This is a genomic window from Microbacterium sp. EG9 (genome assembly GCF_059759475.1).
On record NZ_CM186217.1, the window covers coordinates 310,406 to 322,152 of the forward strand.

An 11,747-nucleotide genomic window follows, 5' to 3' on the forward strand; every position below is an offset into this window, starting at 1 on the left:
TCTCCGAAGTTGTTGACTCTTCTTCGCAGGGGGATCAGCCGGCCGAGCCGTCCCGGGAAGACAGGCTTGCGGGGATTCCAGTGGAAGATCCACGGGGGCACGTCGTCGCGAACGGTCATCGGTTCCTTATCAGGCGAGCGGTGGCGGTCAGCAGTCTGAGGTCTTGGCGCACTCTCGGGATCGTCAGCCAGACGGCCACGAGATAGACGATAGCGATACCCGACAGCGCTCCGAGCAGTCCCCAGCTTCCGAGGGCGTCGTTCCAGAGATAGGACAGGGGCAGCAGGGCAGCGACGAGGGGCAGATACACCAGGATCGGGACGATCGCCTGTGCCGCGAGAGACTTCGCGTCGATGCCCGCCTTCGGGATCGCGAAGATGGTCAGGATGATCCAGTTGAGTGCCAGGCCGGTGCTCGCGCCCGCGGCGACGCCGATCGGACCGAAGGGGAGTCCGGCGACCATCAGCGCGATCATCAGGAGTCGGCTGATGATCGCGTACCGGAGCTGAAGCCCCGTCAACGCCTTGGCCAAGAACACCCAGTAGTAGACGTACCCGATGCCCTGGAAGACACCGCCGGCCGCGAGGACCGCGAAGATCGGCGCACTCGCTGTCCACTGCGATCCCAGCACGATGGAGACGATGGGGAGCGCGAACGCCGTCGCAAGCATGAATGCGCCGCCGAGCACATACGTGAGCAGCAGCTGCGCCCGCTCGACGTAGGCGTTGAACCGCGACTGATCCTCGATCTTCGACAGGATCGGAAGCGCGACGCGGGTCATGGGCGCCGCGACCTGCTGCATGGGCAGTCGGAACAGTTGATACGCCCTGCTGTACATGCCGAGCGCGTCCGCCCCGTAGACCTTGCCGACCAGGATGTTGTCGACGTTGGAGCTGAGGTAGTTCACGAACTGCACCCCGAGCGTGTTCAGTCCGAACGTGTAGAGCGCGCCCATCCCCTGGGCGCGGCGGGGGAGCGTGGGCGCCCAACGTGCAGCGATGACGAGCACGATGAGCCGCACGAGCGAGATGCCGACCTGCTGCACGACGAGCGCCCAGAACCCGCCGCCGCTCAGCGCGACGATGACAGCGGCTGCAAGACCCGCAGTTTGACTGATGATGTCTGCGGCCGCCATCCACTTGAACCGCAGGTTCCGGGAACATTCGGCCCGGAACTGCGAGGCGCAGTTCTCCAGGAGGAACATCGGGGAGATCCCCATGGCGACGAGCGCGACCTCCGGTTGTCCGTAGAACGCTGCCATGGGATAGGCCAGTCCGAAGACGATCCCCGATATCGCGAGGCCCACGCCCAGATTGATCCAGAAGATGTTGCTTCGTTGCTGATGGGTGATCGTCTGGGACTGAATCGATGCGAGCGACAGACCGAAGTCGCCCAACAGCAACGCCAGCCCGGACACCGCGGTCGCCATCGCCACGAGGCCGTAGTCCTGGGGCGTGAGCAGCCGCGCCAGGACGATGACGGACAGGGTCTGCACCACGAAACGGATCCACTGACCCCCGAGGGTGGTCATCGCGCCACGCGCCGCAGCCTTCGACAAGCTCACGTCCGTCATCGTCTCATGGCCGCGGATTCGCGTCGGTCACGGCGAGGTTACCTTCATGCTAAGAAGTGCCGTCGCGTGAGGTTCCTGCGCGAGAGACTGCCTAGGCTGATTGCCGTGACAGCTGCGCGCGATCGAGTTCGGGTCCTCATGTCGTTCGGGGATCCCTCGCGAGCGAGGAATCCCTATACTCGCCTGCTCGCCGAATCGTTGCCGCTCGATGAGATCTCGCCTTCGTACTTCACCTGGCGCCACGCGTTCCTCGGGCGTTACGACATGTTTCACGTGCACTGGCCGCACTCGCTCGCGGGCCCGACGAAGGGCGGCACGGGTGTCCGGAACGCCGTCCTGTTCATCACGCTGCTCGGGTGGCTGGCCGTCCGGCGCCGACCGATCGTCTGGACGGTGCACAACCGCACGCCTCACGAGCGGCTGCCCTGGCTCTCCCGCGTCGCTCTTCGGCTGTTCGAGTCGCGTGTGGCGTTTCGGATCCTGCTGCTCGGTCGCGAGGACGGCGTAGAAGGGGTGGACTGGGAGAAGATTCCCCATGGTCACTACCGCGACGCCTACGGGCTCGTCCTCGATCAGCCCCTGCCGGAGATCCCCCGTGTACTCCATTTCGGGCTTCTTCGTCCCTACAAGAACAGCGATCAGCTCGTAGAGGCGTTCGTGGGAGCCCGCGACGCCGGCGCTGAACTGCTCGTCGCGGGCAAACCCGTGCCGCCGTCCTACGGTGTCCAGCTCGCCGAGATCGCCGGGGAGGACCCGCGGGTCGACTTGCGGCTCGAGTTCGTCCCCGACGAGCAGGTTCCCGAACTCCTCGCGACGTCGACACTCGTCGCCCTGCCGTATGCCGAGATGTACAACTCTGGTGCGGCGTTGCTCGCCCTCTCATCGAACCGCCCCGTTCTCATGCCGGACTGCGAGGCGACGCGGGAGCTCGTCGACGAGTTCGGCGACCGGTGGGTGCTGACGTTCGCCGCGCCTCTCACGCCGAGCGATCTCGAACGAGCCATCGCCCTTGCGCGCACCTGCGATGGCGACAGCGTCGACATGGCTGCGCGCGAATGGCCGCTCATCGGACGGAGACACGCAGAGGTGTATCGCCGGCTGGTCCGATGAGCCCCACGGACCACCCGAAGGGTCGTGGCCGGCGGGGATCGCGCGCCCACCGCTCCGCGTCGCCCCACCGACGTCGATCGATGGTCATCCTCGCCGTGCTCGCCTGCGCTGTCGTGGTGCTCCCGGGATGCGTTCCCATATCGTCGCGCCCTTTCGAGCGCGGCGTGAACGTCTACACGCTCCTGATGCACCGCGGTTCGGATGCGCCGGTGTCTGATTGGGGAGAGCCGCAGTCGAGCTACGACTTCCTCGCCTCGCGCGGAATGTCAATCGTGAGGCTCGCCATCTCGTGGGGCACCCTTCAGCCGGCTCTGACGGACACGGCGGCTGACCGGGCCGCCGCTTTGAGTGCTCCCGTCGACCCGAAAGCGCTGACGATGCTCCACGAGCAGGTGGACCGGATCGAACGCGCGGGGATGCGTGTCGTCCTCGATCTGCACAATGGGTGCACCTTCCCCACGGGACCGGGCGCCACATCGGAGAACTCCCTGATCTGCGGCCGCGATCTCTCGCTCGACGCCCAGACGAGCATTTGGAGGACGCTCTCCCGCGAGTTCAAAGACGATCCGGCGATCTACGCCTATGACATCTTCAACGAACCCCGCAGCGACTTGATCAGCTTCGCGACCTATCGAGCCGCGACCCAGGCGGTCGTCGACGCGATTCGCGACGAGGGCGATACGTCCCGGATCTGGGTCGAGGCGATGGTCGGGAACTGGACCTTCGCGAGAGACGCCGTCAAGGGGCCCTGGGTCACGGACGGGCACGGCGAGGTGGACAAGAGCATCGTGTACTCCCAGCATTTCTACCCGCGCGGCACGGCGACCACTCAGGTCCGCTACGACTATTGGCGGGGGTACGAAGCCTTCCAGACGTCGATCGTCGACTTCGGTGAGTGGTGCGAGCGCTGGGGTGTGACATGTTCGATCGGCGAGATCGGATGGCCGGGGACCGGATCTCCAGAGGTCGATCCGAATGACATCGCCGCGTGGAATGCGGTCGGGGATCGCGCGTACGCCACCGCCGACCGGTACGGGATGGACGTCACGTACTTCGCGGCCATGGGGGGAGCAGACAGCCGCTTGCTCGCGTACGACTCCACCTCGCCGACCTTCCCGGTGACCGCGGGGATCGATCAGGCGCGGTCGCAGGCCGGCGTCATCGAGCAGTTCCTCTCGCGCGACAAGCGCTAGAACGGCCTTGCCCTCGACGGCCGCGGAACTGGCGGACGGCGCTCTGATCTGCATACAATCTTCTCGACCAGAGCCGGGGGGCAATGTGGTTACTTACGAGCAAGCCAAGAAATACTGGGACCAGCGGCGTGAGTCGCGGTCCAGACTCGCGTCGATTCTCGACGGCGACCCATTCGTGACCGACGAATTGCGCCGCGTCGTCAAGAGGATGAAGCGGCGAGAATCCGCTTTTCGTGCTCGACTCGGGGGTGCGCAGGATCCCTATTCTCAGCGATACCCCGAGGTGGCGAACCGCTCCCGCCTCGAGGAACTGGCTCAGATTCAGGCGGGCATCCGTATCGGGGGGTGAGAGCTGACGGCTCCCGCCTTGAGCTGCCTTCACCGCGAGTAACGATCGGGTAGCGCCGACCGGTTCGGTAGTCTGCTCGGAGGTTCGATTGCTGCCGATGTCGAGAGACATCGTGCATGATCATGCCCCCCACGATCCAGATAGGCAGAGTCCCTTGACCAAGCGCGCACTCATCACCGGCATCACGGGCCAGGACGGTTCCTACCTGGCCGAACTCCTGCTCGCGAAAGGGTACGAGGTGCACGGTCTGATCCGCCGCGCCTCCACTTTCAACACTCACCGCATCGACCACCTCTACGTCGACCCGCACGACCCCGACGCGAAGCTCTTCCTGCACTACGGCGACCTCTCGGACGGCGCGCGGATGGTCACGCTGCTCAGCGAGATCAACCCCGACGAGGTCTACAACCTCGCCGCCCAGTCGCACGTGCGGGTCTCGTTCGATGAGCCGGAGCACACGGCCGACACGACGGGAACCGGGACGGTCCGACTCCTCGAAGCGGTGCGGCTGTCCGGGATCGACACCAAGTTCTATCAGGCCTCGACGTCCGAGCTCTACGGCGCGACGCCGCCGCCGCAGAACGAGAACACGCCGTTCTACCCGCGTTCGCCCTACGGTGTCGCCAAGCTCTACAGCTACTGGATCACCAAGAACTACCGCGAGGCCTACGACCTGTTCGCCGTCAACGGCATCCTCTTCAACCACGAGTCGCCGCGACGCGGCGAGACCTTCGTCACCCGCAAGATCACGCGCGCCGTCGCCCGCATCAAGGCCGGCACGCAGAAGGACATCTACCTCGGGAACCTCGAGTCGATCCGTGACTGGGGCTACGCCGCCGAGTATGTCGAGGGGATGTGGCGGATGCTGCAGGCCGACGAGCCGGAGGACTTCGTGCTGGCGACCGGTGTCGGCTACACGATCAAGGATTTCCTCGAGACGGCGTTCGGCCACGTGGGCCTCGACTGGCAGGAGTTCGTCAAGTTCGACGAGCGCTACCTGCGTCCCACCGAGGTCGATGCACTCATCGGCGACCCGGCCAAGGCGGCCGACAAGCTGGGCTGGGTGCCGACGATCGACGGGAAGGAATTGGCCAAGCTCATGGTTGACGCCGACGTGGAAGCTCTGGAGAAGGGTGCCGACTGGATCGACACCGTCAAGCTCGCGTCGTGGGGGACCCTGTGAGCGGGAGGCGTTTCGACTCGCTGCGCTCGCTCAACGACCGGGGAGCGCGCTCGCTCAACGACCGGGGAGTGAGCTGACGTGGTGACGGCCGTTGACGGCGTGGAGTACACGCCGGGTGAGCTCGACCGTGACGCGACCTTCTACGTCGCGGGTCACCGTGGTCTGGTCGGATCGGCGATCGTGCGGAAGCTCGAGGCCTCGGGGTTCGAGAACATCGTCGGCAAGCCGTCGGCCGAGCTCGACCTCAAAGACCGCGACGCGGTGTTCGCCTACATGGGCGAGGTCAAGCCGAAGTACGTCGTGCTGGCGGCCGCGAAAGTCGGCGGCATCCTCGCGAACTCGACCTATCCGGTCGATTTCCTCAGCGACAACATGCGCATCCAGGTCAACGTGCTCGACGCGGCGCTCGCGAATGATGTCGAGCGCGTGCTGTTCCTCGGGTCGTCGTGCATCTACCCGAAGTTCGCCGAGCAGCCGATCCGTGAGGACTCTCTGCTCACCGGGCACCTGGAGCCCACGAACGACGCCTACGCGATCGCCAAGATCGCCGGCATCCTGCAGACGCAGGCCGTGCGGCGCCAGTACGGCCTGCCGTGGATCAGCGCGATGCCGACGAACCTCTACGGGCCGAACGACAACTTCTCGCCGAATGGCTCGCACGTGCTGCCGGCGCTCATCCGCCGCTATGACGATGCGGCGAAGTCCGGAGCGCCGTCGGTCACCAACTGGGGAACCGGGACGCCGCGGCGCGAGTTCCTGCACGCCGACGACATGGCCGATGCCTGTCTCCACCTGTTGGAGCACTACGACGGCCCGGATCAGGTCAACGTCGGGACCGGCAGCGACGTGACCATCCGCGAGATCGCCGAGACGATCGCCGGGGTCACGGGCTTCACGGGTGAGACCGCGTGGGACACGTCGAAGCCCGACGGCACTCCGCAGAAGCTGCTCGACGTCTCCAAGCTCGCCGAGGCGGGCTGGACGGCCAAGATCACGCTCGAAGAGGGCATGGAGCGCACGGTCGCCTGGTACCGCGATCACGTCGACAGCATCCGCGAGTAACGGCGTGTTCCGTCACATCGTGCTCTTCCGCGTGCACGACGACGTGAGCGACCAGCGAGTGGCCGCCGCTCTGGATGAGCTGCGTTCGCTCTCCGTCCTGACCGGGGTGAGGCACTGGCGCGTCGAGCTGTCTCTGGACGCGCGCAAGGGCCGCGTGATCGTGGAGGACGCGACCTTCGTCGACGAGCCCGCGTTCGAGGCGTTCCGGCGCGATCCGCGACACGTCGCGGTGGCCGAGGCGATGTCGGCGATCGCCGACTGGTGGAACGGCGACTACGCGGCGTGAGGGTAGGCCGGGGCGGTCGCAGACACCGCGGCTCGCACCTCACGGCCCGTCACCGGCAGCGGCGCGGCGGCCCCTGTCCATCCGGCGTCGTCGTGGTCGCGCAACTCGTGCTCCACGGAGCAGTACGCCTCGCGTCCGCTCCAGATGGCCTTCGCCGGCGACACGGCCACACCGCATTCGGCGCACGTCGCCGAAGCGGTGCCCCAGATCAGCACGTTCATGCGCTTCTTGACACGTTCGAGCATCATCCCCCCAGAGTGCTCACACAACCATTCCCCCCGGAATGGCGGGACAACTACGTCCGGGCATGAAACTACGCCCAACGGCGCCAAAGATCAATCGGGCCGGCCGGCGAGACCCAGCCGCACGAACAACTCCCGGCATCCCGGCCAGAGGTTCGCGGGCAGCGCGTCCGGAGCGAAGTAGACGAAATCGCGGGCCTCGTTCCGCGCGGTGGGGGGAGCGTCGACGCTGACCACGAAGGACAGCCCGATGGCGTGCTTGCGCGGGTCGTCGCCCCACACCGTGCCGTCCGTCGGGGCGATGTCGGGCGGGAACCACTGATAAACGTCGTCCGGCTGGGGGTTGAGGGGGAGCAGCGGCTCGACGCCGATCGTGTCGCGGCTGTGGCGCCGGATCGCGTCGGCGATCGTCTCTCCACGCAGGATGCGCCCGCCGAGGTGGCACCAGACCTCGCCGTGGGGCGAGTCGCGGAGGATCAGCCCCAGCTCTCGGATGCCGCCGCGCTCGCGCACCACGACGAAGTCGACGCAGGCGATCGGCATCGAGCGCTCGACGAGTCTGTATGTGTCGGCGGGGAGAAATGTCATGCGTCCTCGTTTACATGCCGGATACGCGTCTCTGGTAGGAACAGTCTTGCGTGTTCCTTCTCCTCGCACGCACCGTCCCCCCAACAGGAGCTCCTATGAAGCTGTCCGTCATCGGTTGTGGTTATCTCGGCGCGGTGCATGCTGCCGCCATGGCATCCATCGGTCACGAGGTCGTCGGCATCGACGTCGACGAGCGCAAGATCGCCGCCCTGTCGAAGGGGGAGGCGCCGTTCTTCGAGCCCGGTCTGCAGGAGATCCTCACCGCCGGGATCGCGTCGGGCAACCTCAGGTTCACCACCGACATGGCCGACGCGGCCGGCGCGAAGGTGCACTTCGTGGGCGTCGGCACGCCGCAGCAGAAGGACAGCTACGCCGCCGACCTCACGTATGTGAACGCGGCGTTCGATGCTCTGCTGCCCTACCTCGCACCCGGCGACATCGTCGCGGGCAAGTCGACCGTCCCGGTCGGAACGGCCGCGAGCCTCGCGCCGCGGGTGTCGGCGACCGGGGCGACGCTGGTCTGGAACCCGGAGTTCCTCCGTGAGGGCTATGCCGTCCAGGACACCGTCGACCCCGACCGCCTCGTCGCGGGCGTCCCCGCCGGTGACGAGGGAGAGGTCGCGGCATCCGTGCTGCGCGAGGTCTACCACCCCTCCGTCGCCAAGGGCACGCCGTTCATCGTCACCGACTACGCGACCGCCGAACTCGTCAAGGTGTCGGCGAACGCCTTCCTCGCGACCAAGATCAGCTTCATCAACGCCATGGCCGAGATCGCCGAGGTGACCGGAGCCGACGTGACCCAGCTCGCCGACGCGATCGGCCACGACGCCCGCATCGGCCGGCGCTTCCTCGGCGCCGGCATCGGCTTCGGCGGCGGGTGTCTGCCGAAGGACATCCGCGCCTTCTCCGCGCGAGCCGAGGAGCTCGGCCGGGGCGAGTCGGTGGCGTTCCTGCGACAGGTCGACGAGATCAACCTGCGACGCCGCGACCGCGCCGTGCAGCTCGTCGTGGATGGTCTCGGCGGCTCGGTCTACGAGAAGAACGTGACGGTGCTCGGCGCGGCGTTCAAGCCGCACTCCGATGACATCCGCGACTCGCCCGCACTCGACGTCGCCGTGCGCCTGCACGGCCTCGGTGCGAACGTGACCGTGACCGACCCGGCCGCGATCGAGAACGCGCGGCGCATCCACCCTCAGCTGACCTACGTCGACGACCGCGACGACGCCATCCGCGATGCGGATGCGCTCGTCCTCGTGACCGAGTGGGACGAGTACCGCCGCGAGCTGCCGCCGGAGCACGCGTCGTCGCTCACCGCGGGGCGCGTGGTCGTCGACGGGCGCAACGGGCTCGACGCCGCCGCCTGGCGCGCCGCGGGCTGGACGTACTACGGGATGGGGCGCCCGTAAGCCGCATGCCGTGACGGAGGAGTCCCGACGGCGTCGCTCCCGTGGAACGGCGGAGGTCTCCGGAAGGACCTTCGTCGCGTTCCTCGTCGTCGCCCTCGTCGTCGGCGTCGCGGTGGCGATCGCGACCCACGCGCTCGCCACGTCTGCCACGGCCTCCACGGCGTGCGCGTGCGCGGAGGAGTCCGTCGCCGCGACGTGGTGGCGGGAGTGGTGGGATGCGGTCTCGGCCGGCGCGCTGGCCGCCGTGTCGGTGATCCTTGCCGTCACCATCTGGGCGAAGCCTCTGCCCGACGCGTCACCGGCGGCGCGAAGGCGGACCCTGGGTGCGCTGACAGCGGTGACCGTCGTCGTCGCGTCGTTTCCCGTCGTCACTCTGCTCACGCGGGTGAGCCCGCTCACGATGGCCGGGCTGTGGATGCTGGCGATCGGTGCGGGCGGACTGAGCGTCGTGTTCCTCTGCATCGCCCTGCCGATAGGACTGGGGCAGCGAGTCCCGCCGGCGCCTCCGCGACGAACGGCTTCGGTATCGCCTCCGCCGGGGTCGGGGTCTCCGCATCCGCAGGGGACGCCGCCGCCTTCTCCTGAACCGCCGCCTCACCGGATCCCGATGGTGTCGGCCGCCGAGCCTGCGCTGGACGCGCGCGACGACGGTGTCGTCAGTTCCGGCCCTCACCCGGAGGGCGAGCCTCCGCCGGTTCGGCGACCCCGCGGGGCTCCCTCGCGGGTGATGGTCTCCACCCTGGCCGCGGGGGGAGCGGCGCTGATCGCGATCGTGGCGTTCATGCTCGGTCGGCGGTCGCGTCGGTAGCGTCGCCGCCCCGCGCCGCGACCGGCGTGCTCGTCCGGACATTCGAACGAATGTCCGAGGGTCGCGGCATAATGGACGCATGACGGAGTTCACGCCGGGGGGCGTCTTCCAGGCTGATGCGGGCGGCGGGTACGTGACCGCGCTCGCCGGCCTCGTATCCGACGCCGAGGGGGTGGCGGCAGCGTTGACGCAGGCGCAGGTCGCCGAGGTCCGGATGCTGGCGCGCGCCGGTCGACTCGCGGAGCGTGAGGCGGCCGGCCGGCGCGGATCGGTGCGGGAGCACGACATGGTGCTGCGCTCGATCGCCGCGGAGCTCGGCGGGGTGCTGCGGGTGACCGACCGCACGGTGCAGCAGCGCATCGGTGAGGCGCGCGAGCTCGTCGAGGGCTTTCCGGCGACGCTCGACGCCTGGGAAGGGGGAAGGATCACGCGCGGCCATGTCCGCGTGATCGTCGACGCGGGCGCGGTGGTTCCCGTCGATCGGCGGCCTGACTTCGAGGCCGAAGCGATCCGGCGCTGCGAGGGCGACACTCCCAACCGGGTCCGCGCCGCCGTCGAGATCCTCGCCGAACGCGCGGCGGAACGTACCTTCACCGACCGGCACCGTGACGCGAGCGCCGGCCGACGGGTTCGCGTCGTTCCCGGCGCGCACGGGATGTCCGACGTCGTCGCCACCGTGCCGACGGTGATCGCCGACGGCATCCTCGATCGGCTGACCCGGCAGGTGACCGTGATCGTCGATGCCCGCGAGCCGGGCGACGACGACCCGCGTTCGGTGGACCAGATCCGCGCCGACGTGCTCAGCGACCTGCTCCTGACCGCCACGCCCGCCCTCGACCCCACCGCCCACGGCGACGGCCCCGGCGTGCTGGGCGGCATTCGTGCGCAGGTACAGGTGGTGGTGCCGGTCCTCGCGCTCCTCGGAGCGGACGAGGGCCCGGTCGACCTCGTCGGACGTACCCCGGTGGATGCCGAGACGGCGCGGTTTCTCGCGGCCAATGCCCCCAGCCTCTCGCGCGTGCTCACCGACCCGATCGACGGCACGGTCGTCGCGGTCGACCGCTACCGGACGCCCTGGCCGCAGCGGCGGTTCCTGCGGGCGCGCGATCAGCACTGCCGGTTCCCCGGATGCCGGCGGGCGGCGATCCGCTGCGAGGTCGACCACACCGTCGATGCGGCTCGAGGCGGACCCACCGCGCTCTGGAACCTCGCGCACCTCTGTCAACGACATCATTCGATGAAGCAGTTCACCCCCTGGGCGGTGCGACAGCGCGGGAGGGGAGTGCTCGAATGGACCTCGCCGACGGGGCGGGTCTACCGAGAAGATGCGCCGACTCCGCTCGTCGCCTTCGTGGCCGATGCCGTCGCGCCGCCCGCGAGGACGTCCCCGCCGGGCCGCAACGCGACCGCCGTCGGGGCGGCACCGTTCTGAGCGTCGACGTCGGGTCGTGAGTGGGATGGATGCCGCGTGGTCCCGAGTGGGCCGCCGTCGCGCGCGTCCGCGACGGCCTCAGGCGCGGCGTTCCTGTCCCGCTGACGGCGCCACCCCGGGCACGTCCTCGAGGGCGTAGTACACCGGGAGGCCCCTCGCCTCGGCGATCGCGACGTCCTGGTCGGCTCCCCGGGATGCGCCGGGGAGGCGCAGCACCGCATCGCACCGCTGCAGCAGACGCTCCGCCGTCGGATACATGACCTGCGCGGCGAGCGGATCGGTCGGTCCCGACGCGCCGGCGCTCTCCAGCACCGGCAATGCGACCCACTCGCCGATCATCGGCACGTGCCCCGCCTGGAACAGCGGCCAGGCCGCCGTCTCCAGGCGTTTCAGGTTCTGCGCCATCCGGGCGGGGTCGCCGTCGGTGCCCGATGCGTACGGGCCGGCGATGAGGATCATGAGAGATGCGGTCATGTCGGCTACAATACGACAATAACGTGCAAAAACAAGAAGGA

12 protein-coding genes are annotated in these 11,747 nt (G+C 68.3%); 8 read left to right on the forward strand and 4 right to left on the reverse strand.

Translation table 11 applies throughout. The features are described 5' to 3' along the window. Positions 1 to 115 precede the first annotated feature (115 nt). Positions 116 to 1,564, reverse strand: a complete 1,449-nt coding sequence (locus tag AC6CQV_RS01355; RefSeq protein WP_191009054.1) for a lipopolysaccharide biosynthesis protein — start codon at positions 1,562 to 1,564, stop codon at positions 116 to 118. Positions 1,565 to 1,678: 114 nt separating this feature from the next. Here AC6CQV_RS01355 and AC6CQV_RS01360 point away from each other — a divergent pair, with 114 nt between their 5' ends. The 5 genes from AC6CQV_RS01360 to AC6CQV_RS01380 all read left to right on the forward strand — a co-directional run bounded on the left by AC6CQV_RS01360 (position 1,679) and on the right by AC6CQV_RS01380 (position 6,756). After that, complete coding sequence (locus AC6CQV_RS01360; protein WP_498260059.1) at positions 1,679 to 2,683, forward strand: glycosyltransferase; 1,005 nt, start codon at positions 1,679 to 1,681, stop codon at positions 2,681 to 2,683. A gap of 80 nt (positions 2,684 to 2,763) precedes the next feature. Further along, positions 2,764 to 3,876, forward strand: a complete 1,113-nt coding sequence (locus tag AC6CQV_RS01365; RefSeq protein ID WP_498260060.1) for a glycoside hydrolase family 5 protein — start codon at positions 2,764 to 2,766, stop codon at positions 3,874 to 3,876. Positions 3,877 to 4,379: 503 nt separating this feature from the next. Next, on the forward strand, positions 4,380 to 5,408 hold the full coding sequence (gene gmd / locus AC6CQV_RS01370) for a GDP-mannose 4,6-dehydratase (protein WP_101306857.1): 1,029 nt from the start codon (positions 4,380 to 4,382) through the stop codon (positions 5,406 to 5,408). A gap of 81 nt (positions 5,409 to 5,489) precedes the next feature. Beyond that, the gene (locus AC6CQV_RS01375; protein ID WP_498260705.1) at positions 5,490 to 6,470 is read left to right on the forward strand and encodes a GDP-L-fucose synthase family protein; all 981 of its coding nucleotides are present in this window, start codon (positions 5,490 to 5,492) and stop codon (positions 6,468 to 6,470) included. Positions 6,471 to 6,474: 4 nt separating this feature from the next. Continuing rightward, on the forward strand, positions 6,475 to 6,756 hold the full coding sequence (locus AC6CQV_RS01380) for a Dabb family protein (protein WP_101306856.1): 282 nt from the start codon (positions 6,475 to 6,477) through the stop codon (positions 6,754 to 6,756). On the opposite strand, the gene AC6CQV_RS01385 is transcribed toward AC6CQV_RS01380, so the two are convergent. Continuing rightward, positions 6,744 to 7,004 (reverse strand): hypothetical protein, encoded by a 261-nt coding sequence (locus tag AC6CQV_RS01385; RefSeq protein WP_101306855.1) that lies wholly within the window; start codon positions 7,002 to 7,004, stop codon positions 6,744 to 6,746. The two genes, AC6CQV_RS01380 and AC6CQV_RS01385, sit on opposite strands and share 13 nt — an antisense overlap. Positions 7,005 to 7,091: 87 nt before the next feature. Then, positions 7,092 to 7,586 carry a DUF4916 domain-containing protein gene (locus tag AC6CQV_RS01390; RefSeq protein ID WP_498260061.1) on the reverse strand — a complete coding sequence of 165 codons (495 nt, stop codon included), beginning with the start codon at positions 7,584 to 7,586 and terminating at the stop codon, positions 7,092 to 7,094. A 95-nt stretch (positions 7,587 to 7,681) separates the two neighbouring features. On the opposite strand from AC6CQV_RS01390, the gene AC6CQV_RS01395 reads away from it, so the two are divergent. The 3 genes from AC6CQV_RS01395 to AC6CQV_RS01405 all read left to right on the forward strand — a co-directional run bounded on the left by AC6CQV_RS01395 (position 7,682) and on the right by AC6CQV_RS01405 (position 11,232). Beyond that, positions 7,682 to 8,992 (forward strand): UDP-glucose dehydrogenase family protein, encoded by a 1,311-nt coding sequence (locus tag AC6CQV_RS01395; RefSeq protein ID WP_205283446.1) that lies wholly within the window; start codon positions 7,682 to 7,684, stop codon positions 8,990 to 8,992. A gap of 10 nt (positions 8,993 to 9,002) precedes the next feature. Further along, positions 9,003 to 9,800, forward strand: a complete 798-nt coding sequence (locus tag AC6CQV_RS01400) for a hypothetical protein (protein WP_498260062.1) — start codon at positions 9,003 to 9,005, stop codon at positions 9,798 to 9,800. 79 nt (positions 9,801 to 9,879) lie between these two features. After that, a complete protein-coding gene (locus tag AC6CQV_RS01405; RefSeq protein WP_498260063.1) occupies positions 9,880 to 11,232 on the forward strand; it encodes an HNH endonuclease signature motif containing protein in 1,353 nt (450 codons plus the stop codon). A 78-nt stretch (positions 11,233 to 11,310) separates the two neighbouring features. Here the strand turns inward: AC6CQV_RS01405 and AC6CQV_RS01410 are convergent, their stop codons facing one another. Next, complete coding sequence (locus AC6CQV_RS01410; RefSeq protein WP_060960298.1) at positions 11,311 to 11,706, reverse strand: hypothetical protein; 396 nt, start codon at positions 11,704 to 11,706, stop codon at positions 11,311 to 11,313. Between the last annotated feature and the right edge of the window lie 41 nt (positions 11,707 to 11,747).